Here is a 22,222-nt window from a genome sequence, read left to right on the forward strand (position 1 = left end):
AGGCAATCGCCTGAGACGCCGCTGCCGGGTCTATTTCAGCAAACGTACCCGGCAGGCCTTGCCTTTAATTTTGCCGTTTTGAAGCTGCCTGAATGCCTTATGCGCTACGCTCTGACGCAGGGCAACGTAGACATGTGCCGGATGAACGGCGATCTTTCCGATGTCAGCACCATCAAGACCGATATCACCGGTCAACGCTCCCAGCACATCGCCCGGACGCATTTTAGCCTTTTTACCGCCGTCAATGCACAGCGTGGCCATCTCTGCCTGCAGCGGCGTAATCGAGCTATTCATCGGCCCGTCCATCCAGTTGAGCTTCATTTGCAGCATTTCGGCAAGAATGTTCGCACGCTGCGCCTCTTCCGGCGCGCAGAGGCTAATCGCCAGACCGCTTTCACCGGCGCGAGCGGTACGGCCAATGCGATGCACGTGTACCTCCGGGTCCCAGGCCAGCTCATAGTTCACCACCAGTTCGAGCGATTTTATATCCAGGCCGCGGGCAGCGACATCGGTCGCCACCAGCACGCGCGCGCTCCCGTTGGCAAAACGCACCAGCGTCTGGTCGCGGTCGCGCTGTTCAAGATCGCCATGCAGCGATAGCGCGCTCTGCCCGGCGGCGTTGAGCGAATCGCAAACGGCCTGGCAATCCTTTTTGGTGTTACAGAACACCACGCAGGAGGCGGGCTGATGCTGGCTTAGTAGCTTTTGCAGCAGCGCGATTTTACCCTTTTGCGAAGTTTCAAAAAACTGCTGTTCGATAGCCGGTAGCGCATCAACGGCATCAATTTCAATAGTCTGCGGATTATTCTGCACGCGGCCGCTGATTGCCGCTATTGCTTCCGGCCAGGTGGCGGAAAACAGCAGCGTCTGGCGCGACGCCGGCGCAAAGCGGATCACGTCATCAATGGCATCGCTAAAACCCATATCCAGCATGCGATCCGCTTCGTCCATCACCAGCGTTTGCAGAGCGTCCAGCGACACGGTGCCCTTCTGCAGGTGATCGAGCAAGCGTCCCGGCGTGGCGACGATAATATGCGGCGCGTGCTGCAGCGAGTCGCGCTGAGCGCCAAAAGGCTGGCCGCCGCAGAGGGTTAATATTTTGATATTCGCCAGGAAACGCGCCAGGCGACGCAGTTCACCGGCCACCTGATCCGCCAGCTCGCGGGTCGGACACAGCACCAGAGACTGGGTCTGGAACAGCGAGGCGTCAACGTGCTGGAGTAGCCCGAGGCCGAATGCCGCCGTTTTACCGCTGCCGGTTTTTGCCTGCACGCGGACATCTTTGCCCGCAAGAATCGCGGGTAAAGCCGCTGCCTGAACCGGGGTCATCGAAAGATACCCCAGTTCATTCAGATTAGTGAGCTGGGCGGCGGGCAAAACATTCAGAGTTGAAAAAGCGGTCACAATAATTTCTCGCATTACATTGAGGGGCGGACAATCTGCTGGCGCGTATCCTCGCAGATCTCCGCTCCCGATGCGACAATTTAATCGGCTCATCGTCAGGCGGCGGATCGGGCAACGGGCGCGGACGTGGCTTGGGATCGTGGACCGGCACAGGATCGTTGGGTTCCGGCGGTATGGGTATTGAGTTCAGCGGTTGATAACGCATATTGACTCCCGGTGATGGACGGGTACACCAATTAAGCGTAGAAGCTGGGAAACAGAGCGCAAAAAAAAGCCGACTCATTAAAGTCGGCGTCGTACGAATCAATTGTGCTATGCAGTAATTCAAAAAAGGAAGTAAGACAATATGGAGCGCAACGCCCATCGCTTGACGTTGCATTCACCTGCGAGAGAGATATTGCCCTGAATGGGTAGATGGTTTATTGATTTCGCTCAAACATTGCCGGGTTTTCATCATCGCCATCGCGACAAAAGACGATTCTTTACAACCATTTACTACGATGCAACCACCATGTAACACCCCCAATGAGAACGACTAACATTATGCAGAAAATAGAAAAACCCATATGCCAGCTATTGCCGGGAATGCCGCCGAGGTTAACCCCGAACAGCCCGGTTAAAAAGGTACTGGGCAGAAAAACCATCGCCATGAGCGACATCGTGTAGGTTCTTCGCGATAACGACTCCTGCATAATCTGCGCGATCTCATCGCTCATAATCGCCGTTCTGGCGATGCAGCTATCAATTTCATCCAGACCGCGGCCAAGACGCTCAGCAATATCCTGCATCCGCCGCCGATGGTCATCGGTCATCCACGGCAGCCGCTCGCTGGCCAGCCTTGCATAGACATCACGCTGCGGCGCCATATAACGGCGCATGACGATAAGCTGTTTACGCAACAGCGCCAGAAAGCCGCGCGGCGGCACCTGCTGATCGAGTAAATCATCTTCCAGATCGATAATCCGGTCATGGAGCTGCTCAATAAATTCGCTGGCGTGATCGGTCAGCGCATCGCAGACTTCCACCAGCCAGCCGCCGCCGTCAACCGGCCCGTTGCCCTCACGCAAATCGCCGAGCACATCGTCCAGCGCCAGCACTTTGCGCTGCCGGGTAGAAACAATTAACCGCTCGTCCATATAGAGACGCATCGCAACCAATTGGTCCGGGCGCTCATCGGTGCTGCCGTTAATACAGCGCAGCGTAATTAATGCCCCATCGCCAATCCTCGTCACTCTGGGACGAGTGCTCTCCCCACCCAGCGCATCGCGTACGTTATTAGGCAGCAGCGGCGTCGATGCCAGCCATTCCGCGCTATCTACATGGGTATAATTGAGATGCAGCCAACAAGGATGCTCTTTATCAATGGTATCGCTGTCGACCAGCGGCTTTACGCCGCCCTGCCCGTCGAACACCCATGCAAAAACGGCATCCGGCACGTTCAGTTCCGATCCTTTTATGGCGTCCACTGGACCTCCGTTAACTCATGCACATTTTCGTAGTCTAGCCTTACGCGACGGTTACGCAAGAGTTAATAAGCCCATCCTGCTGAATTCACTGGCGAAAAGTGGGGACGCAAAAACGAAGAACCCGCCGGCGGCGGGTCGTGGATAAACTTTGCGATACAGCGGTTAACCTGCGCGATCGTCCGTCGCCAGAACGTATGCCGGCGGCAAGACAGGTTAACGGGAGTCGTTCATTTTTTCTCTTCGGCGTATTGACGCGCGTTATCATGCAAATGGGTACACATGCTTTTATCCTCCATTGTTACAAGCAGAATAAACATAGATGAGAAATAGCTTTTTGCAAGTTAGTCATTATGGCCCGCTGAGCTTCTGCGCAAATAATTTAACAGCAGCACGAGGTCGACATCATGGCGTAACTTGAATTTTGACATGATGATGCGCTTATGGGAGAAAACCGTTTTTTCGCTCAGCGCCAGCTTGCCGGCAATCTCTCTGACCGAAAGCCCCGCCAGTAGTGCTGCGGCCACTTTTTCCTGCTGTCTTGAGAGCTTGCGATGACGACAATCATGACAGCGAATATCGGATTGATTCATCGAGGGAGTCGCCTCCTGCATCCGGGCCCGCTTAATTTGCGCAATCATCCGGTAAATTTTCTCATCCTGCTGAATAAATATCATCTCCTTCAGGCATGAGGGCAAGATCCCTCCGCGCCAGCGGAACTGCTTACCTACCAGGCCAATAAGGATGCCTCCCCGGCGATGCTGTAACTCGGGATGACAAATGTACTCCTCCCCGCGGCATAAACTCAGCACCATAATATCGGTTGCGGTATCTTTCCCCTTATATATTTTATTCACTGCCAATGAGCTAAACATAGCCGCAGGGAATAAACTCTCCAGCAGAGCGTTAAAACCTAATTTAAAAAAATTATTATCATTTTTATAAATGACATTCAGCATGGTCACGATAGCCCCTGGATACCCGGTGATAGTATATCAAGCATCAGCCAGACGATAGTCGCCAGCAAAATTACGGCGATCGCCGATTTACAAAATAGCGTACAGAAAAGCATGGTACTTCCTTTTATTGCCAGGTAAAGGTCACGGTGATAACTGCATTAATCGTACCGGGCGTAACACCACCTCGCGGGCTGAATGCCCGCGCGCGCAGGCGGTAGCGATATTGATTATTCACAATCGTCCCGCTTACCGTTTTATCCTTACCTAAAGGCTGCCCTTCTGCCGTTTGTAGCTGTATGGCAATATTGCCTGCGCTACCGCTATTCTGATAAAGATCGTCCGGGCCAGCGTTATCAGCATTACCGGAAAACTGCATCGTGGCCGTTGTCGTTCCCGCGGGACAGCGTTCAATATTAAAATCAAAGGGTACCCACTCCGTCGCGGAGCCAGGCGTATAGAGAGAAGACGCCCGGATACCCTGCGAATCGGTCAAGGAAATTGTTCTTGCAACACTATCGCTGCTGATCTGGCAGGGGGCGGCAACTATTTTACCCTTGATATTCAACGAAACCACATCGCCGGCCAGTAGCGGAGCGGAAAACAATACCAGAACCAGACATAAATCATGTAATTTGGCGATCATTGCCTCTCCTATTGATAAGTCATATCCAGAGTTGCGGTCGCGTTAGCTTCGCCGGCTTTAACCACCGGCTTGGTCTGATAATAACGAGCCGTAATCGGCAAACTTTCCAGGCCGCCCGAGGATTGCTTTAGCATCAGGCGATTATTCAGCTGCACTGGCGCATTGTTATAAAGCAGCTGAACGCCAACGCCATCCGCAACGGTCTCGCTGCCCTGGCCGGTTAACGCCAGCACGCTGCGGTCGCCGCTGGCGTCCGGATTCTGCGTCCCCTGGAGTTGTATATGGATATTTGCTCCGGCGTTGCAATTAAGTCCCAAATTCTGCGTGTCCGTGTGCGGAGGCGAAAAACCCGCAGCAGACCCAAACTCGGCCGCGCTTACGCTGCCGAGATCAAAACTCAATACCTGGCTCGAAATAGAGCAGCTAAGCACATTTACCTGTGAACTGGCGTCCAGGGAGATTTTGGTAAAATAATTGCCAGGAGAACCAAACCACGCCTGAGCAATTAACCCTGGCGTTAATTGTCCGGAGGTGATATTTCCGGTTTTCACCAGCGACACCGTATAATATCCCAGGTAAAAAATGTAGTTTGCGGTTACCGGAGGTAAGCTAAAATCTCCGGGCATGCCATTTACTTTGATCCCTACCCCTTCAAGGTTGGTTTGATAAACGCCGCTGACTGGCGATTCAATACCCGACAAATACACCATGGAATAATTTCCGGGGCAAGACTCTCCATTATCCGAAGTAATGGCAGCTTGCGCATAGCCCGGGGAGACGGTAGAAGCGATAGTCGCCCCTACCGGGATATCGCGTTGAACATTCACCGTACCAAAACCAACGGTATTGATCTGCGCCAGTAATACCTCACAGGTCACCGCGGAACAGCAGCCAGCCGTTAAACTCAACATTAAAATAATGAGAGATATAAACTTTCTCATAGAAGTACTCTTGTGCTTGAAAAAATAACGCTAGCGACAGGTAAACTGCGCCATGCTAATTCCGCTAATGCTATTATCTGCAGCCAGAGAATAATCCACCTGACAGCGCTGCGAGTTTTTCTGGCCCCAGGCAACGTCTAAGGTTCCCTGCGGCGGCATGCCGGTTAAATAGACCTGACCTGCCTCATCGACGATAGCGCTGCGCCCTTCATTACCCATCAGATTAACCAGCGCGCCAAATGGCACCGGCTGTTGATTATTCTGTTTTAGCGTTAACAGCGCCCGCAAACCCACATTAGCAATATAATCGGCGCGGACCACCGCTCCCCGCGTCGGAATAACCGTTTTATTGGTAATCGCCAAATCGACATTCTCCGGTAAGGTCGTCGTATTCAGGCCAATATCGTTTTTACGATAGGGTGATACATTATTCGTTACGGTATAGCCGCGAAAATCGGTCTTCGCGCCATTCTGATTATTAATGTCGACGCCGGAGGCGCCAGGAGCTTTTACCAGCACATTCGTTTCACCCAACGGTTGCGAGAACGTGATGCCGTCGGCATGCGCCAGAACCCCGCCCGCCAGGCCATAGCTCAGCCGCTCGCTATTTCTGTCATAACTGTAGCCGCTCGTCAGTTCACCATAGGTGCCTCGATAATCTGCATTCGCGCTGCCGCTGTATCCGTCGCCTCCGGAACCATACCCCTGCTGAACGCTCCAGTTCAGCGAATTGCCTTCCAGGGCAATGCCGTTTATTCCGACGGAATGGGTCGCACCGCCGCTCTTGCTGCTATTCAGGGCATAATTTGCCCAGGTATTGCTGGCCAGACGCGGCAACGGAACGCTGATATTCAGTGAAATAAGCTGTTCGGCGCTCCCTGTACTGCGGTTTTGTCCACCCGATGCTCCGCCATTTTGACTTCGCGTCCAGTTAATGCCGTAGCTAATCCCTTGCCAGGCGTTGTTATAACCGGCGCTCAGCGATGAGGCTGAGCGACTGGCATGCCAGTAATCTTCACGGATCGCACTCATCATTAATGACCCTGCGCGCTCACCCAGCGCCTGACTCAGCGTCATCTCCATTCTGTTGCGCCGATGTTCGTTCACCGCGCCGGGATTCCCCCACGAGTCCAGCGTTTCCTGCATAGCGTAGTAACCGCCGGTAGAGTAGCGATATCCCGCAATAGCGAAATTGGTGCCGGTGGCGAGCATATTTTTGCTGTAGCGTATGCGCCACGATTGTCCGGTCTGTTTCTTCTCCCCCTGAGGATGCGACCAGGCCTGCGTCACATCGCTGGAGAGCGCGCCGATATCGCCGAGGTTTCTTCCTAAGCCTCCGGCAATTGACTGATATTTGGCTGATTCCTGAAAGCCGCCATATAGCGTGAACCCACCGCCTGCCCCCAAAATACCCGTCATCTGGCCAAAGGGAGTTTTATCGACGCGGCGGTCCCAGGAGCGGTACTGGCCGGCCGTCAGGGCATATTTTAATCGTCCTTCGCGTTGTAGAATCGGTAACGAAGCATAGGGAACAATAAAATTTTGCTCGCTGCCATCGGCTTCTTTAATGATCACGTTCAGATCCCCGGAACCGCCGGTGGGATACATATCATTAATTTCAAATGCGCCGGGAGCCACGTAGTCCTGGTATATAACATAACCATTCTGGCGAATAACGATCTGCGCATGCGATCTTGCTATCCCGCGAACCACCGGGGCATAGCCGCGCATCGACTCCGGCAGCATGTCATCATCAGACGCAAGCTGGCCGCCGCGAAAAGGCATACTATCGAAAATATCCGCTGGCGCCGTACTGTCGCCCAGCGTCAGCTGAGCTTTTAACGCAATAATATTGCGCTGCGCGTAGCTGTAAATCGTCTCCCACTTCTCTTCCCCCTGGCTGTCATGATTCCAGGTGGAGTAGTGACGCAGCCGCCACGGTCCCAAATTTATGCCCGGACGCAGGTTGGCATATTGACTGCTGCTCTTTTCATCCTGATGGCGCCCCCAATCGTTGGCTCCGCTAAGCATATAGTTCAGCATGACAGCGTTAATACCTTCGTCCCAACGTTCCGGGGGGACATAACCTCGTGCTACCGGTGAAAGCGCAGCTTGCGGAATACTTAATCGCAATTTTTGCGTGCTAAACAGAAATTCGGACGTTGCCTGCGGGATAGCGGAGAGATCCGCACATTTCCCGGTGCCGGATAAGGCGGCAAATTGCGCCGTTTTCACCCCATAGCTCTGTAGCAGGTCCACCTTCAGGCAAGGTTTTAGTTCTGGCACTCCGCCCTGGCGCTCAACGGCATAAAAGACGATATCCCGCGCATCAACCACCTTGTCATTTATAATCACATCGACATGATAAGTACCCGGTGCCTGAGCGCCGTTTTCAAAAGCTGAAAGGTCGGCCCCTTTCATTTCGGGGTTATCAATTTCAAGCAGCGCCGGGTTAAAAAAATCACGGCCCTGCGCGTCATTTCCCATAACGGAGAATAACAGCGTGACACCAACCACCAGGTATGCTGGATAATGCTCCGGCTTTCGCTTTTGTGCTTTCATAAGCATTCACTCCATTACGATAGTTTTTATTGTTATTCTGTCGCTATCGCCTTAATCCTTTGTTTACGGCATGACGTTATGTATTACGCCAATTCCGCCATAGTCATTAATGAGCTTAAATGCAACTGGCGTAGAGGTTCCGCCTGAGGGAATAGCGTATGAACGGGTTGCACCTGGCGCGACGAATGTCACATCGTCTATCTTTACTGTTCCCACTTTTATTTCATTAAAATTCATATAGTACGGAGTGGGATTGGTGACCTGAAGTCGATCGCCCGTTCGCTGCCATCTGAGTTTATCCGCCTGTTCTTCAGGACTACTTTGTTTCAGCGCCGCGGGACGATAAATCAGCTTTATTCGTGTTTTCACGGCCACCTGTAAAGTATTATCCCGAGGCGTCACCGACGGAATAGATTTAATGTTTAGCCAGTACATTGATTCGCGATCTTGAGATAACTGTCCGGCCAGAATAATACGCATCACGTTCTGCTGATTTTTATCCAGCCGATAAAGCGGCGGCGTAATAATAAAAGGGGCTTTATTCCCACCCGGTATTGAAGGTTCGACCCAGGACTGGATGAGATAAGCCAGGCCGTCGGGATTGGTCACGCTCAATGAAGCCTCTTTTTTATCACCCGCATAGATCACCCGCGTCCCGCCGATAATCACCCCCGCGTAAGATGTTGAAGTAAGGGTTAAAAGCGCCATCGTCGCCATTGCGGTAAAAAACTTCATTGCACACTCCAGCGATAATCAGGGCCGAGCAGTGGCCCTGATTAACGTTCAAAAATTAGTTGTAGTTAACGGTAAAGTTGGCAACCGCATTTGCCGGACCGGCAGTAACAACTGCCTGAGTCGCCTGATAAGAGGCATAAAAATCAAGATTGTTATCAGCCGTGGTGACCAACGGGTAGCTATAGCTATTGACCTGATTTAGCCCTTGCAAACTTTTATCCGCCGTCATCAGCTTAATAGCGACGCCGCTTGCCGCAGCCGGCCCCTGGGTAATAGCTAAAAGATCGCTATTGTTTAAGTCATTGGCACCATCAAATTTCACCTTCGCTGAGTTAACGCTCGCCGGGCAGTTAATCAGCTTAATCGTGAATTTAGTTGCGTCAGACTCATCTCCTGTACTCTGGAATGAGGAGCGCGCCACGCGGCCCAAATCGACCGTCATCGTATTATTACTGCCGATATCTACGGTGCAGGCCTGGTCAAGAATTTCACCGGTAAAGTTAATGGTGCCATCAGCAGCGTGAGCGCCTGCCGCCGACAGAGCGGCACTGATAGCAAATGTCGCCATGATTATTTTATTATTCATTTTGATACTCCTTAATTAATTTACTCTCGTTCCGCGGATAAAAACATGGCATCAAATTCGCCCGTCATCATTTCGCAGACGTTCCATTGCTTCATCATTTGTTTAGACAATAAATTATCCTGCCGGAGGCAATGCACAAGAACATACTTGTATTAAAATCTGCATTCAGGCGATATTGCCCTGTACAAATAGTGATATTAAAAAACCAACCTCATTGCTCCTGATTTAAATTTTGATATAAACCCACCCATTATCTCAAGTGATTTTTCGGTGTAATTTTACACCGCCTGAGATATTCACTCTCCGCTAGCGGTTGGCTCATAATTTCACTCTCAGTTGAATCAGCACATTGATGCCAGGCTATTCTTTTGGAGATATAAAAACGTGTCTGATAGTATAAACACAGTGAAAACAAGTATGTATGGGGCTTTATCTTACAAACCAACGTCGCATATTGAAAATCTTATTACTCACCTCAAGCCCGGGTCTAACATATTTGAAACACATCCCAGACAAAAAATTAACTACGAGAATGATAGTTCTCGTAAATGTTACTTACTGCTCTCCGGCAGTATTGCGCTTTTTCGCACCCGGGATGGTTTTATGATGAACTCAGAGTCCGCGCCTTACGTTTTTGGCCTAAGCAATCAGCTGGCCGCAGCCGACTATCTTTATATGCAAACGATGGGGCCTTCTCGTATCGCCAGCCTGTCTTTATTTACCGCCAATACCATTATTGCCGAAAAAGACCTGTGGGAAAGCCTCGCGCATTTACTTATTTATACTGCCGGACGCGTTTACGATCACTGTACCCGCATTTCCGCACCAAGCTCATACGCGATTATCCGTTCACAATTATATGAGCTGATGCAGGAGTCCGCTGAGATTCGGCAGAGCATTACTGCGGCAAACTATATCCAGTCGCGGACATTTCTCTCTCGCAGCAGCATTATGAAAATCCTTGCCGAACTAAAAAAAGGCAGTTATATCACCACCGAACGCGGGATTTTGTTGCAGATCAAACAGGGAATCCCGTTGAAATACTGAAAGTTACGCCAAACTTGTGTCCTGTTGCCCAACGACTATCTTCTGCTAGATTTAATGTCATGGCAGATTAAACAGAATGTTCTATGGCTGCGCGCGGTCGTCATATCGATATCAAAGTACCGTCACCTCATCTGACGCCTCTGCTTGCCGCGATAACCCACGATGAGGATTACCGCCTATGGAAAAAAAGCAGCAAACTTTTTTACCGCCGTGGATCGCAACCTTTATGCCACTTCGTGCGTAAAGGCAGTGTGCTGATCGTGCGCAATGAAGATGCCTTCTCCCTCGGCATTCTTTCCGCCCCGCTGGCGTTGGGTTTTACCGTTCCACTGTCGGAACACCTTCATTTGCGTACGATGGCTGAATCTGAAATCGCTACGCTTCCCTATGAACAGGTGATGGCGATAGTCGAAGAAAAGCAGATTTGGGACCTGGTTGCTAAACACGTTATGTTTGTGACAAATAAAATTTTCATTTATAACGAGATGCTGACGGCGCCCACCAGCTTTGATATTTTGCGTTATCAGTTGCTGATGCTGATTCAGGAACCCGACGAAATCCGCGCCAGTACAGCCGCCTATCAGTATATTCTTGACCGTACTCGGTTATCACGCAGCAGTATTATGAAAATGCTCGCCGAATTAAAAAAAGGTCACTATATCCAGCTGGAAAATGGCAAACTCCTGGCCATACACCACCTACCTACCCGATTTTAAATACCGCAGCCGTTACCCAGCCCGATCTGGACTACGCGAAGGATTATTATTCGCCGGGACAAAACGCGGCAGCTGCGTCGTTAGCGCCAGACCGCCGATGCTGCCGATTTCTTTTTGCGCAAAATGCTGTATTATGCGAGTTATTGCAGCATTTTGCGGGGTCATAATAGTGCATAAAACGGCCAGACAAAAATACCTCATTGATATCCTTAGTGAAAAAGGCCAGGTCACCATCAGCGAACTGGTTGATAAACTGCAGGTATCTGCGGATACGCTGCGCCGCGATCTTAGCGACCTTGAAAAACAGGGGCTTGCACAGAAAAACCACGGCGGCGCTATCGCGCTTAATCTCTCGATAATGAATCGCCAGAACCGCAATACGCTGCTGGCGGATACCAAGCAGCGGATCGGGAAAATGGTGGCGGAGAAGATCCCCGGCGGATCGACGCTGTTTCTTGATGCGGGTAGCACCGTGCTGGCCGTCGCCGCCTGGATACAGGGCCCGATGACGGTCATCACCACCTCATTGGATATTGCACAACACTTCAGCGATCGCGCGGATATTGAGCTGATTTTACTGGGTGGAAAATGGGACCGACAGCAGCGCCTGTTTGCCGGAAGCGCGACGGTATCTCTGCTGGAACGCTATCGGGCGGATATCGCGATCCTCGGCGCCTGCGCACTCCACGCCGACCTCGGCCTTAGCGCCAGTCAGGAAGCGGATGCTGAAGTCAAGCGCGCCATGCTGGCGGCCAGCGCAGAACACTGGCTGGTCGCCGATCATCTGAAACTGAATCACTGCGAGCCCTGGCTGGTTGCCGGGCTCGCCGACATCCATCAGCTCTTTCTCGACCGGCCATGGGAAGAATTGCAGGACAACGGCTCAACACAACTTAATATCGCTGAGACTAAATAACGCGGAGATGCTTATGAGTAACGCTAAGACTATTAATATTGCCCTGATTGGCTACGGCTTCGTCGGCAAGACTTTCCATGCGCCGCTGATTCAGTCCATCGAAGGCCTGAATCTGGCGATTGTCGCCTCGCGCGATGAAGAGAAAGTCAAACGCGACCTGCCGGACGTCACCGTCATCGCATCGCCTGAAGCGGCGATTCAGCATCCGGATGTCGATCTGGTCGTCATCGCCTCGCCTAACGCGACGCACGCTCCCCTTGCCCGTCTGGCTTTAAATTCCGGTAAACATGTCGTCGTCGATAAACCGTTTACCCTGGATATGCAGGAGGCCCGCGAACTGATTGCGCTGGCGGAGGAGAAACAGCGGGTGCTGTCGGTGTTCCATAACCGTCGCTGGGATAGCGACTATCTGGGAGTGAAGCAGGTTATCGAACAAGGGCTTATCGGCAAAGTGAAACATTTTGAGTCCCATTTCGACCGATTCCGCCCGGAAGTACGTGTCCGCTGGCGGGAGCAGAACGTACCGGGAAGCGGCCTGTGGTTTGACTTAGGTCCGCACCTGATCGACCAGACGCTACAGCTATTCGGTCTGCCGCAGTCGGTCCAGGGAAATATCGCTACCCTGCGTGAAGGCGCGGAAATCAACGACTGGGCGCATGTGGTCCTCAACTATCCGCAGCATAAAGTCGTTCTGCACTGCAGCATGCTGGTGGCAGGTGGGGTGGCGCGCTTTACCGTTCATGGCGATAAAGGCAGCGTCGTTAAACAGCGCGCTGATCGGCAGGAGAGCCAACTGCTGGCGGGGGTGACGCCGGGGAGCCAGGACTGGGGTCAAGACGACGATAGTCTGGTCCTGTACGATGCTGACCTGCAGTCACGTGAAATCAGCGCCCCGCAAGGGGATCAGCGCCAGTACTATATTCACGTCCGCGACGCGCTGACCGGCAAAATCAACAATCCGGTATCGCCGTTAGAGGCGCTGGCGGTAATGGCTGTGCTGGAAGCCGCGGTAAAATCGGCCGAGAGCGGAACGACGCAAACCTTAGCGCTGACCGCAGAGGAACTGGCAGGTCTGAAGTAAGCGCTGCGCTAGCTGTCTGATGGCGGATTCCCGGGTCGGTGCGCCTGCATCGGTTCCGGGAAAGTTCTCTTCGCTCGCTCCCGGCGTTACGCTGACCGGGGTATCCGAGAGGGCTTGTTGGCGACAGCGTGCGGCAGCGAATAAAGCGCCCGTTCATACTGGCTTACAGTTTGACCCGCAGCAGGTCGCTGAACCGGGTGGTGTAGGCTGGAGACAGCCTGTGCCGTTTCATCTCCCAGCTACGCGTAATCCCCTGCCCGGCAAACCAGAGCCGACCTTTTTCACGCCGATTCACAAAATCAAGCACCTCCATCAGCTGTTCGCTGTTGGCGCGCGGGCGATAGTCATCAAACAGGCCTAACTGGGCCACGCCCCGGCTAAAGAAATCACCCAGCATCACACCGCACTTTTGATATCGGTGTCCCTCCCGCCAGATAGTCTCCAGGCATTTTACCGCCGCGGCGACGATATCCCGGCTATCCTGAGTCGGAATGTGAATTTCTGTCCCGGCATCGTTACCGTAATAGACGTCATTGCCGGCGAAAGGACTGGTTTTCAGGAATACCGAAACATAGCGGCAATACTGATGCTGCGCGCGCAGCCTTTCCGCCGCGCGTACCGCATGGCTGCATATGGCTTCGCGCATCGGCCCATATTCGCTTACCTTCTGACTGAATGAACGCGAACTAATGATTTGCTGTTTCGTGGGCATATACTCTTCAGGTTCAAGGCAGGACTCACCTCGTAGCTCACGCACGGTGCGTTCCATCACCACGCTGAAATGTTTTCTGATGAGGGAAGCGGGCATTTCGGCAAGTTCAAGGGCCGTGGTAATTCCCATATCATTCAGCTTTTTCGCCATGCGCCGCCCCACCCCCCAGATTTCGCCGACGGCAACCTTCGCCAACAGTTTCCTCTGCCTGGCTTGTAAAGAGAGATCGACAACACCCTCGAATTTTGGCCATCTTTTGGCCGCATAATTAGCCAGCTTGGCCAGCGTTTTCGTCGGCCCGATCCCGACCCCGACCGTCAATCCTGTACACTGCAGCAGCGTACTTCGCACGTGGCGCCCGAATGCTTCAAGCTCCTCAGTGCGATGGATGCCGCTGAGATTCACAAACGCTTCATCAATGGAATATTGATACACCGCGGGAGACAGCTCCTCAAGAAGGGTCATAACGCGCTGGGACATATCCCCATAAAGCGCATAGTTGCTGCTAAATACCGCCACCTGATGACGCTCAAACTGTGATTTCATTTTGAAATACGGCGCGCCCATCGGGATCTCCAGCAGTTTAGCCTCGTGATTCCTCGCGATTACGCAGCCGTCGTTATTGCTTAACACCACCACGGGGCGCCCACGTAAATCAGGACGAAAGACCATTTCACAGCTGGCATAAAATGAATTCACATCGACCAGAGCAAACATCAGCGCAGCCTGTTGATACTGAAAGTGACTACGCCAAAAATCTCCAGCTCTTCACCGTCGTTGTGCAGCACAATCGGCGGAAAATCCGGATTCATCGGCAGCAGTTGCATCGTAGGGTGCGTACACAGGCGTTTAACCGTGTATTCGCCGCCGATAGCGGCAATGATGATATCACCATGCTTCGCCTTCAGGCCGCGATCCACCACCAGCAACGTACCTTCATAAATGCCGGCATCTACCATCGACATGCCGGTCGCCAGAACAAAATAGGTTGCCGCAGGATGGCTGATACAAAGCTCATTGAGGTCTATCCCCTTCTCGATGTAATCCTGCGCCGGGCTGGGAAAGCCGCACGACACAAGGTCGCTAAACATCGGAATCGACAAGATTTCACGCATTTCAGCCGGTTTACTGAACATCATAATAGATCCTCTCACACCAATACTGTATTTATATACAGTATTAATTTTTCAGCCGAGTTTATCAAGCCGCCCGGCAAACATTGAGGCGAAAACATAAAAAGACGTAAAATTCTGCCTGAGACCATGACTGTCGCAGGCAGGCCACTTCCGGACCTACGTATTCCAGATGGTTTTGCACTGCGCGCTGGAAATTTCCTCAATTTGGGAGGAGGATAGAATCCGTAGATGCGCTCTTTGCACATAACCTGCTGTTGTCCACCCGACATACTGAACTGGAGATTCATATGTATTACACGTTAGGAGATAAGACTCTCCACTTTTATCGTTATCAGTGCCGCTTTTATGTTGCCCACTGGGATGGCGGCCATGTGATGACGGAGAAGTTCAAGCCGTTTGTTGCTTCTATCACCGAGAAAACGGGCATTGATGCAAAGAACGTTGAGGCGGCGGCGCGGGACTACTTCAATAACGTTGATTGAGAATGTACTTAATATCATCGCTATCGGCTCAGCCATAGCGATGATTTCCGTGGGCAAACGGCAGAAGTTCAGGCAATAGTCATGTCACGGTAACGTAAAATAAAGGCTGTAAGCTAAACCCCGGATCCCACCAGCGCTAAAACGAGGTGAAGAGATGGCCATGTTAAAAGCCAGCAATCTGGAACAGGCAAAGCAGCTACTGCAGTCCGACGATACCGTTAAAATAGAACTGGATTTCGAGCTCGACTCCGATGAGTTCTTCAATTTTGCTATTGAATACTGTACACATGGAGCAAAGCTTACGCGAGTTGGCGATCGCTTCGTAATTTCACGGAAAATAAAGTAGTCTGCGCGTTAACCTCCTGCCATTCACAGCGTCACAGAGGCCGTCGATTGACGTATCTGTGATGCTCTCAGACACAAGAAATATCTGCATAAATTGCCGTGAAAAATTGATGCAGCGCGCATTTTCGATAATCAGAGAGGAATAAGGTAGCTACGGTTACTCACCGAGGGTTAAAACGTGAAAAAACTACTAATCTGCTGTCTGTTCGGCGAAACGGCAGGTATTATTGCCCGAAGGATGCAAAAAATAGCTGATGACCGACAATGCGATCTCTTAATCAGCGCCGTTGGGGTTGAAAACTTCTTTAGCATCGCCCCCGCCTTTGATGGCGTTCTGATCGCGCCACATATTCAGTATAAAATTGCCGAATTTATTGCTGCGTTGCATTTACCTCAAGAAATTGCTGTTATTGAAAGCTTGCCCTACGCTACATTTGATGGCGAAAAGATCCTCAATTTCGCGCTGAATACAATGCCGCGTGCTCTGGTTTAGTCTGAAAGTCCTGGCCACAAGAACCCGTGGAAACACGGGTTCCTGCGGAGCCAATTATCTGAAGGGCGCATCCAGAGGCACTTCGGCGTCAGGCTGGTGAGTAATGCGGTTGCGAAGGTCGCGACGAATCATCTCAATCGCCCAGAACCAAAAAATATGCCCCACTAACTCCGAAATATACTCATCTGCAGGAATATTCAATAAGGAAGGCGTCAGGCCCAGTAACGGAAATGAGATCCAGTGAACGGCAATGGTAGCAACAATCCCTGCCCACGCCCCCTGCCATAATTTGACTTTCGGAAAGATTTCAGCAAAAACGCAATATCCCACCGCAAACACCAGAGAGAATATAATATGCGTCACCATAACCGGATTAATGACATGCTCGGAAAAAGTATATACCGTATGCGTGGGGTCAATTCCCAGATAGTCGCGCAAGAAAAGATACGGCGGATTAAACTCATCCCTGCCACCGGAAAAGGTTCGAGGGGGTAAAGGAACTTCCGCACCCCATTTAACGAACGCAGACATAATCCCTGCAACCACCCCGACAAATAGCGCTACGCCATAACGGCGCCTTTCCGGTTGTGTCTGAATAAAAAACTCTTTAATCGCCATATTAATCACCATTAATCCATTACATTTATTTTTGTTATCTCATTTTTAATGGCATTACGGGCAGGCAACATTGATCAAGATCACACTTTTCCGGATGCCGGTGCTACCAGTTATGTACTGTAATTATGGCCATAATGCTTTCGCCTGCGAATCGTAAGCGATTTTTTTACACAAAAAAGCCGCCCGCAGGCAGCTTAGTGACAAAAGGGTGACAATATTGAATAATTTAAGATTAATGGCCCCTTTCAGGGCCGCCAGGTTACTTGCGTAACTCGAGCGATGCCGAGTTTCTGGCAATATGCGGGGCGATATTATCGAATGTAATCATTGCCGATTTACAAAAAATGCATTTCGCGCCAAACGGATTTTTTTCAGACACATCGTAAGTCGATGTTCTGTACTGTGACCCATGACAGCATGGGCACCTGAAATGAATGTGGTCAATCATGATGTTAGCCTCTTTTTGCTACAACATTCTCTACCGCAGGAACATTCACAGAAATCACCTTCCCGGCTTTCTGTTACAGCGTCAACGCGCTGCTCTGAATGGTTGAGAATAACAATGACTCATTGTCATTACTTCTGATAGATGCCTCTGAAGCTTAGTCCAGATTGAGCTCTATTACTGCACCAGCGATTTTTTAATGTTGTTGTTTGCTTAATTTGCCCTCAGGGCACGTAATGTTCGGTAAATTTCAATAAAAAGTTGCGTGCTTTCAGGATAGCGATATCTCTTTTGCACTTTTTCACGCTAAACGGCGATACTAAAACTACCACTTTTGCTATCACCGTTCGCGTCAGCTTCTGAACTTGTCTACTCGGGCTTAGACCGTCATCGTTGTCGCAGGTTCAAAAAACTTAACACTATTGGCTTCACAGAATTAATTAATAACGAAAAGGAGACTCTAAAGAAGGATTATCGATGGATAACGCTTGAGATGAGAACTGCTTTACTACTCGTTTCATTACTGGATCTGTGGAGTAAATCAACTATCTATTGATCGCACAAAAGTAGTTTGATAGCAAGTTTTATTTTGCTCGCGTGGCGGAAGCAAGGTTACGGCGCTCACATAATCGCGGCTTAATGGCCCGGATATTAACACCCTGGATAGCGATTATTCGTCAGTGACCGCCTGCTGTAACAGCGCTTTGCTCCACGCATAGAAGACCCGTACCGAAGGAGGAAGGTATCTGTTTTGCGGATAAACCAGCGAAAGGGGCAAAGCGGAAGAGAAGTTCTCCAGACAGGAGACCAGCGCGCCGCTGCGCAGGTACGGCATAGCCAGATAGCTGGCAACCCGAATGAGCCCAAGCCCTTGTATTCCGGCCTGAATGTAGGCATCCGTATCGTCGACGACCAGCGTCTCTTTCATGCGAAGGGCATAATCCCCCTCAGCAAGCGAAAAATGCCACTCGATACTCCGACCGGTACGGTGGTTCAGGTAGCCAACGGCGCGATGCTGTTCCAGTTGGTCAAGAGTTTCCGGCCGACCATGAGCGGCAATATAGTCTGGAGAAGCGAGAATCGCCCAGCGAAAGCTTGCAAGCTCTCGGGCAACCAAAGTGGTCGAATCGTCGATTCTGCCCGTTCGTATCGCGCAGTCATACCCTTCCTGAATAATATCTTCTACGTCATCACTTGAGCAAATCGTGATATCCAGACCGGGATACTGCTGCAGAAATTCCGGCAGCCCTGGGATAATACAATGTCGGGCAAGGGACTGCGGCATACCCACTTTAAAGCGTCCTCTGGGCTGCGCAAATCTACCGGGGAAAGAGGACTCCAGGGTGGCGATCTCAGCCAGAAGCCTTTTGCACTCTGTATAATAACTGCGGCCGTCTACCGTCACGCTAAGCTTACGGGTGGTACGCTGTAAAAGCTGAATTCCCAGGTATGCTTCAAGCTCTTTAATCACCCGCGATACCGTTGAGCGCGGCAGCCCCAGCACTTCAGCCGCTCTGGCGAACCCGTGTGAATCCACCACGCAAACATAGACCTGCATTGATTCCAGCTTATCCATTTTGCCCCTTCACCCACGCGATTGTTCCATATTTGCGAACAGTTTAACCCAATGTTGAGTCCTTATCGAATGTAGCTGATCGACCTAAACTTCCCTAAACCCAATCGATAGTGTGATCTGATCAGTAAGGAGTCAGAATGAGAGAATCTCATATTCATGCAGGTGAAAAGGTATTAGTGCTGGGAGCGGGACAGTTGGGCGCAGCCGTACTCAGCTCATTAATCCCGGCGGTCAGGCGGCAAAATGGTACAGTCGCGGTTATCGTGTCGCCAGGATCGTGGGGCGATCGGGGGGAGTTGCTTTCTGCTAGCCATCAACAACTGGCGGCGGCGGGGGCAGAATTTATTGCCTGCGACGTAGCCGCTGGTACGGTTGCATCGTTGACGGGCCAGTTTGCAGGGTTTGATACCATCATCAACTGCATGGGCTTTATTGCTGGCACAGGAACTCAGATAAAGATTACCCGTGCGGTACTGGAGGCCGGAGTGAAGCGCTATTTTCCCTGGCAGTTTGGCGTAAATTACGATGTAGTCGGAAAAGGCAGCGGTCAACCCGTCTGGGACGAACAGTATGATGTCAGAACATTATTACGGGAACAAATCGCCACAGAATAGGTGATTATTTCGACCGGTATGTTTACCAGTTTTCTTTTCGAGCCTGCCTTCGACGTGGTGAATTTATCGCAAAATACGATTAATGCCCTCGGCAGCTGGGATACCCAGGTTACCGTAACAACACCTGTGGATATTGGCCGTCTGACCACCGCGATTTATTTGCAACAACCGCGGGTGAGAAATGACGTTATCTTTATCGCCGGAGAAACCACTTCCTATAGAAAACTGGCGGACACCGTTGAGCGGGTAACTCAAAAATGCTTTTCAAAAAAGGTACTCACGTTGCCCACTCTACTGGAACAACTACGTTCAAACCCGGACGATGGAATGCTTCGCTATCGCGCAGCTTTTGCCAGGGGAGACGGTATGTGGTGGCCAATGAATAAAACGTGGAATGCACAAAATAATATACCTACCCAGGATATTGCCTCATGGCTCAAAAGTAGTATTTATTAAACGCCACGGTCGTCCCGAAGAAGTCGCAACAATGGTCGCGGGGCTGGCAGGCCCGAAAGCCTCGTTCGTAACAGGAGCCATGCAGACCATTGACGGCGCGTTTGGTGCGTGATGCCATGACGGGGTTTGGCAACCGCGAGATCCCGTCATGATTTTGTTACGTCGGTTTTCAGCCTACGGCTAACTCGTTCACAACACTGGCGGCGCTTTTGATGCTGCGGATAGTGCCGATCCCCGTACCGAGTGAGATATAGCCTTCATCAGCATTCCCCTCCAGCATGCCAATACGCAAGCCACGCAATCCCCCCATTGCTCTGCCGAGCTCTTCATGACTTGCGCCGGCCTTATCCATTGCGACCAAAGTTTCAGCGAGCCTGCCCGGCAGGGAGCGATAGTAGTGCGGCTGCGTGCGGAACAGCAGCAAATCAAGACCGTTGGCGGCAATAATTCTGTTTTTAATCGACAGCGGTACCCTGCTCTCTTCCGTTCCGATGAACACCGAACCGGCAAATACCCCTTCGGCGCCTAATGCGTGCGCCGCTCTGGCGGTGCGGTTATCAGTAATACCACCCGCAGCCATTAGCGGAATATTTTTCACCGCATCGGCAATCAGCGGCACGATTGAAAAAGTACCCAGCGCGGTGCCCGGCAAGGTTCCCCCTTCATCAAAACCGGTCGCGACAATGATATCGGCGCCGGCCTCTTCAGCAAGACGAGTATTTTCAGGCGTTGGATTGATATCGCGATAAATAATAGCAATGCCCGCCTGTTTAAGTTCATTAAATAACGACGGTATGATCGCCCCTTCACCGTAGCCGGTATAAACCACAGCGCTGACGCCCTCTTCTTTAATTACCTGCAGAATGGGTGGAGTCCAGATGTCATTGTCTGGAGAGGGGATCAGGTTCACACCAAAAGGCTTTTCGGTCAGTTGCTTAGTTTTACGAATCTCTTCGCGCATTTTTTCAGCGGTTTCTTCGGGCGTTGATACCGCAGTCGCGGCGGTTAATCCGGCATTAGGGCCAAGTACGCCAAGTCCCCCGGCATTGCTGACTGCGGCGACTAAACGGGCATCGGTCAACCAGGAGAGAGGGCCCTGAATCACCGGTTTTTCAATATGCAGGATCTGACAGATACGGTTAGTTTTCATAATGGATTATCCTTCGCAGTGGCGCTTCGGCGCGGGTCGTTTTTGCTGGAAGGAGTGTATGACGTTAGATTATTTGGAAAAATAGCTAAAAAAGTTCATCACTATTATAAAATTGATAACAATATCTTCTCTGGCATCAGGCAAAAGAACCCAGTAATGCAATTAAATCTCTTTGAATCCATAAGAATTTTTATTGAAATTGTCGAATCAGGCAGCTTTACTCAGGCAGCAGAAAACCTGCAAGTTCATCGCCCCGCCGTGACGAAAGCCTTACAGCTGCTTGAGCAGCACTGCGGTACGCGTTTGCTGCAGCGAACCACGCGTCGCATTAGCCTGACGCCTGACGGGGAAACGTTTTATCACCGGAGTAAACCTTTACTCTCCCAGGCGGATGAGCTGCTGGAGTCTTTTGGCGCCGATCGCGTACTGCGCGGCCAGCTGCGGGTTGATATGCCCATCGCTTTTGCAACTTTACTGGTTGTCCCCAGGCTTCCTGATTTTTATCGCCAGCATCCTGACCTCGAAATCATTCTTAGTAGCTCAGATCGCCGGAGAGATATGCTGCGCGATGGTCTTGACTGCCTGCTCCGCGTCGGGGAACTGGATGACGGAGACTATATCGCCCGTAAGCTGGGCAATATTAAAATGACGACCTGCGCCAGCCCGGCCTATATTGCCCGCTACGGCGCGCCGAACACGCTGGAGGATTTACAGCAGCATCAGGCGATCAACTGGATTAACAGCAACAGCCGACAAAGCATGCCGTGGACGTTTACCACGCCAGAAGGCCCCGTTGAAATGACGCTTCCCGGTAAGCTGGTCGTGGATAACTCAGAAACCTATTTATCTGCGGGGCTGGCAGGCCTGGGATTAGTCCAGGGGATGAACGTGTTTTTACAGCCTTATCTCGACCGGGGGCTGTTAGTGGAAGTCTTACCCGACAATCCTACCCCCGATCGCAAACTGTCACTTTTGTATCCGCACCGCCATCTTTCCCGCAAAGTTCGGGTGTTTACCGAATGGTTAGAGAGCTTATTGTGAAAAACAAATTTAATACCGTCCTCATGGGTGAAATTAACAGGATTAATTCACAGCAGGACAGGCGTGCCGTCAGTAAACCTTCGCCAGGCCATAGGCTCTGC

Annotated in this window: 21 protein-coding genes and 3 pseudogenes; 9 read left to right on the forward strand and 15 right to left on the reverse strand. The window is 51.3% G+C overall.

From position 1 onward, the window contains the following. Nucleotides 1–30: 30 nt before the first annotated feature. The 9 genes and pseudogenes from dbpA to ABLV11_RS26245 form a co-directional block, all read right to left on the reverse strand. A complete protein-coding gene (gene dbpA, locus ABLV11_RS26205; RefSeq protein WP_023320856.1) occupies nucleotides 31–1,404 on the reverse strand; it encodes an ATP-dependent RNA helicase DbpA in 1,374 nt (457 codons plus the stop codon). 40 nt (nucleotides 1,405–1,444) lie between these two features. Continuing rightward, a pseudogene (locus tag ABLV11_RS26210) lies at nucleotides 1,445–1,609 on the reverse strand (hypothetical protein); the annotation flags it as partial. 277 nt (nucleotides 1,610–1,886) lie between these two features. Then, nucleotides 1,887–2,870, reverse strand: a complete 984-nt coding sequence (zntB, locus tag ABLV11_RS26215) for a zinc transporter ZntB (RefSeq protein WP_004101596.1) — start codon at nucleotides 2,868–2,870, stop codon at nucleotides 1,887–1,889. Nucleotides 2,871–3,211: 341 nt separating this feature from the next. Further along, complete coding sequence (locus ABLV11_RS26220) at nucleotides 3,212–3,682, reverse strand: helix-turn-helix transcriptional regulator (RefSeq protein ID WP_224250508.1); 471 nt, start codon at nucleotides 3,680–3,682, stop codon at nucleotides 3,212–3,214. 268 nt (nucleotides 3,683–3,950) lie between these two features. Then, the gene (locus ABLV11_RS26225; protein ID WP_348856020.1) at nucleotides 3,951–4,469 is read right to left on the reverse strand and encodes a fimbrial protein; all 519 of its coding nucleotides are present in this window, start codon (nucleotides 4,467–4,469) and stop codon (nucleotides 3,951–3,953) included. A gap of 8 nt (nucleotides 4,470–4,477) precedes the next feature. Further along, nucleotides 4,478–5,410 carry a fimbrial protein gene (locus ABLV11_RS26230; protein WP_004101587.1) on the reverse strand — a complete coding sequence of 311 codons (933 nt, stop codon included), beginning with the start codon at nucleotides 5,408–5,410 and terminating at the stop codon, nucleotides 4,478–4,480. A gap of 30 nt (nucleotides 5,411–5,440) precedes the next feature. After that, nucleotides 5,441–7,972, reverse strand: a complete 2,532-nt coding sequence (locus ABLV11_RS26235) for a fimbria/pilus outer membrane usher protein (protein WP_126489021.1) — start codon at nucleotides 7,970–7,972, stop codon at nucleotides 5,441–5,443. A gap of 63 nt (nucleotides 7,973–8,035) precedes the next feature. Continuing rightward, a complete protein-coding gene (locus ABLV11_RS26240) occupies nucleotides 8,036–8,707 on the reverse strand; it encodes a molecular chaperone (RefSeq protein WP_049095232.1) in 672 nt (223 codons plus the stop codon). A 55-nt stretch (nucleotides 8,708–8,762) separates the two neighbouring features. Next, nucleotides 8,763–9,293 carry a fimbrial protein gene (locus ABLV11_RS26245; protein ID WP_024274079.1) on the reverse strand — a complete coding sequence of 177 codons (531 nt, stop codon included), beginning with the start codon at nucleotides 9,291–9,293 and terminating at the stop codon, nucleotides 8,763–8,765. A gap of 417 nt (nucleotides 9,294–9,710) precedes the next feature. Here ABLV11_RS26245 and ABLV11_RS26250 point away from each other — a divergent pair, with 417 nt between their 5' ends. From ABLV11_RS26250 to ABLV11_RS26265, 4 genes are all read left to right on the forward strand, one after another. Continuing rightward, nucleotides 9,711–10,340, forward strand: coding sequence for a winged helix-turn-helix transcriptional regulator (locus ABLV11_RS26250; protein ID WP_126489712.1), 630 nt, complete (start codon nucleotides 9,711–9,713; stop codon nucleotides 10,338–10,340). Between the two features lie 83 nt (nucleotides 10,341–10,423). Further along, the gene (locus ABLV11_RS26255) at nucleotides 10,424–11,056 is read left to right on the forward strand and encodes a winged helix-turn-helix transcriptional regulator (protein WP_126489020.1); all 633 of its coding nucleotides are present in this window, start codon (nucleotides 10,424–10,426) and stop codon (nucleotides 11,054–11,056) included. Nucleotides 11,057–11,225: 169 nt separating this feature from the next. After that, nucleotides 11,226–11,972 carry a DeoR/GlpR family DNA-binding transcription regulator gene (locus tag ABLV11_RS26260; RefSeq protein WP_064344601.1) on the forward strand — a complete coding sequence of 249 codons (747 nt, stop codon included), beginning with the start codon at nucleotides 11,226–11,228 and terminating at the stop codon, nucleotides 11,970–11,972. Between the two features lie 13 nt (nucleotides 11,973–11,985). Then, nucleotides 11,986–13,053 (forward strand): oxidoreductase, encoded by a 1,068-nt coding sequence (locus ABLV11_RS26265; RefSeq protein ID WP_049127566.1) that lies wholly within the window; start codon nucleotides 11,986–11,988, stop codon nucleotides 13,051–13,053. Between the two features lie 163 nt (nucleotides 13,054–13,216). Here ABLV11_RS26265 and umuC read toward each other — a convergent pair whose 3' ends face one another. After that, nucleotides 13,217–14,482 carry a translesion error-prone DNA polymerase V subunit UmuC gene (gene umuC, locus ABLV11_RS26270; protein ID WP_004112576.1) on the reverse strand — a complete coding sequence of 422 codons (1,266 nt, stop codon included), beginning with the start codon at nucleotides 14,480–14,482 and terminating at the stop codon, nucleotides 13,217–13,219. Beyond that, nucleotides 14,482–14,904: a translesion error-prone DNA polymerase V autoproteolytic subunit gene (gene umuD, locus ABLV11_RS26275; RefSeq protein WP_016807760.1), complete on the reverse strand. Its 423-nt coding sequence runs from the start codon at nucleotides 14,902–14,904 to the stop codon at nucleotides 14,482–14,484. Before umuD ends, umuC begins: the two co-directional genes overlap by 1 nt. A gap of 284 nt (nucleotides 14,905–15,188) precedes the next feature. Here umuD and ABLV11_RS26280 point away from each other — a divergent pair, with 284 nt between their 5' ends. Both ABLV11_RS26280 and ABLV11_RS26285 read left to right on the forward strand, forming a co-directional pair. Beyond that, entirely contained in the window at nucleotides 15,189–15,383 is a 195-nt protein-coding gene (locus ABLV11_RS26280; protein ID WP_004101565.1) for a hypothetical protein, read from the forward strand. Between the two features lie 523 nt (nucleotides 15,384–15,906). Beyond that, the gene (locus ABLV11_RS26285) at nucleotides 15,907–16,221 is read left to right on the forward strand and encodes a PTS cellobiose transporter subunit IIB (protein ID WP_004101562.1); all 315 of its coding nucleotides are present in this window, start codon (nucleotides 15,907–15,909) and stop codon (nucleotides 16,219–16,221) included. Nucleotides 16,222–16,275: 54 nt separating this feature from the next. Here ABLV11_RS26285 and ABLV11_RS26290 read toward each other — a convergent pair whose 3' ends face one another. The 3 genes from ABLV11_RS26290 to ABLV11_RS26300 form a co-directional block, all read right to left on the reverse strand. Further along, nucleotides 16,276–16,839 carry a DUF1440 domain-containing protein gene (locus ABLV11_RS26290; protein ID WP_126489018.1) on the reverse strand — a complete coding sequence of 188 codons (564 nt, stop codon included), beginning with the start codon at nucleotides 16,837–16,839 and terminating at the stop codon, nucleotides 16,276–16,278. A 259-nt stretch (nucleotides 16,840–17,098) separates the two neighbouring features. Continuing rightward, nucleotides 17,099–17,287 (reverse strand): hypothetical protein, encoded by a 189-nt coding sequence (locus ABLV11_RS26295; protein WP_004101558.1) that lies wholly within the window; start codon nucleotides 17,285–17,287, stop codon nucleotides 17,099–17,101. Between the two features lie 667 nt (nucleotides 17,288–17,954). Then, the gene (locus ABLV11_RS26300) at nucleotides 17,955–18,860 is read right to left on the reverse strand and encodes a LysR family transcriptional regulator (RefSeq protein WP_126489017.1); all 906 of its coding nucleotides are present in this window, start codon (nucleotides 18,858–18,860) and stop codon (nucleotides 17,955–17,957) included. 137 nt (nucleotides 18,861–18,997) lie between these two features. Here ABLV11_RS26300 and ABLV11_RS26305 point away from each other — a divergent pair. Together ABLV11_RS26305 and ABLV11_RS26310 are read left to right on the forward strand one after the other, a co-directional pair. Next, nucleotides 18,998–19,930 (forward strand): annotated as a pseudogene (locus ABLV11_RS26305) (aromatic alcohol reductase). Next, nucleotides 19,920–20,042, forward strand: a pseudogene (locus tag ABLV11_RS26310) (oxidoreductase); the annotation flags it as partial. The pseudogenes ABLV11_RS26305 and ABLV11_RS26310, both read left to right, overlap by 11 nt. Nucleotides 20,043–20,099: 57 nt before the next feature. Here ABLV11_RS26310 and ABLV11_RS26315 read toward each other — a convergent pair. Then, the gene (locus tag ABLV11_RS26315; RefSeq protein WP_023320841.1) at nucleotides 20,100–21,080 is read right to left on the reverse strand and encodes a nitronate monooxygenase; all 981 of its coding nucleotides are present in this window, start codon (nucleotides 21,078–21,080) and stop codon (nucleotides 20,100–20,102) included. A gap of 156 nt (nucleotides 21,081–21,236) precedes the next feature. On the opposite strand from ABLV11_RS26315, the gene ABLV11_RS26320 reads away from it, so the two are divergent. Continuing rightward, the gene (locus ABLV11_RS26320) at nucleotides 21,237–22,121 is read left to right on the forward strand and encodes a LysR family transcriptional regulator (RefSeq protein ID WP_024274075.1); all 885 of its coding nucleotides are present in this window, start codon (nucleotides 21,237–21,239) and stop codon (nucleotides 22,119–22,121) included. The last annotated feature ends 101 nt before the right edge of the window (nucleotides 22,122–22,222 follow it).

It is taken from the genome of Klebsiella sp. GW_Kp181 (genome assembly GCF_040062315.1).
Classification (GTDB): Bacteria; Pseudomonadota; Gammaproteobacteria; order Enterobacterales; family Enterobacteriaceae; genus Klebsiella; species Klebsiella oxytoca.

Excerpts from the sequence above, each read along its gene's own strand:
- ABLV11_RS26220 (WP_224250508.1), bottom strand. The coding sequence starts at position 3,682 with ATGGTGCTGAGTTTATGCCGCGGGGAGGAGTACATTTGTCATCCCGAG.
- ABLV11_RS26225 (WP_348856020.1), bottom strand. The coding sequence starts at position 4,469 with ATGATCGCCAAATTACATGATTTATGTCTGGTTCTGGTATTGTTTTCC.
- ABLV11_RS26230 (WP_004101587.1), bottom strand. The coding sequence starts at position 5,410 with ATGAGAAAGTTTATATCTCTCATTATTTTAATGTTGAGTTTAACGGCT.
- ABLV11_RS26235 (WP_126489021.1), bottom strand. The coding sequence starts at position 7,972 with ATGAAAGCACAAAAGCGAAAGCCGGAGCATTATCCAGCATACCTGGTG.
- ABLV11_RS26240 (WP_049095232.1), bottom strand. The coding sequence starts at position 8,707 with ATGAAGTTTTTTACCGCAATGGCGACGATGGCGCTTTTAACCCTTACT.
- ABLV11_RS26245 (WP_024274079.1), bottom strand. The coding sequence starts at position 9,293 with ATGAATAATAAAATAATCATGGCGACATTTGCTATCAGTGCCGCTCTG.
- ABLV11_RS26250 (WP_126489712.1), top strand. The coding sequence starts at position 9,711 with ATGTATGGGGCTTTATCTTACAAACCAACGTCGCATATTGAAAATCTT.
- ABLV11_RS26255 (WP_126489020.1), top strand. The coding sequence starts at position 10,424 with ATGGCTGCGCGCGGTCGTCATATCGATATCAAAGTACCGTCACCTCAT.
- ABLV11_RS26265 (WP_049127566.1), top strand. The coding sequence starts at position 11,986 with ATGAGTAACGCTAAGACTATTAATATTGCCCTGATTGGCTACGGCTTC.
- umuC (WP_004112576.1), bottom strand. The coding sequence starts at position 14,482 with ATGTTTGCTCTGGTCGATGTGAATTCATTTTATGCCAGCTGTGAAATG.
- umuD (WP_016807760.1), bottom strand. The coding sequence starts at position 14,904 with ATGATGTTCAGTAAACCGGCTGAAATGCGTGAAATCTTGTCGATTCCG.
- ABLV11_RS26280 (WP_004101565.1), top strand. The coding sequence starts at position 15,189 with ATGTATTACACGTTAGGAGATAAGACTCTCCACTTTTATCGTTATCAG.
- ABLV11_RS26290 (WP_126489018.1), bottom strand. The coding sequence starts at position 16,839 with ATGGCGATTAAAGAGTTTTTTATTCAGACACAACCGGAAAGGCGCCGT.
- ABLV11_RS26295 (WP_004101558.1), bottom strand. The coding sequence starts at position 17,287 with ATGATTGACCACATTCATTTCAGGTGCCCATGCTGTCATGGGTCACAG.
- ABLV11_RS26300 (WP_126489017.1), bottom strand. The coding sequence starts at position 18,860 with ATGGATAAGCTGGAATCAATGCAGGTCTATGTTTGCGTGGTGGATTCA.
- ABLV11_RS26315 (WP_023320841.1), bottom strand. The coding sequence starts at position 21,080 with ATGAAAACTAACCGTATCTGTCAGATCCTGCATATTGAAAAACCGGTG.
- ABLV11_RS26320 (WP_024274075.1), top strand. The coding sequence starts at position 21,237 with ATGCAATTAAATCTCTTTGAATCCATAAGAATTTTTATTGAAATTGTC.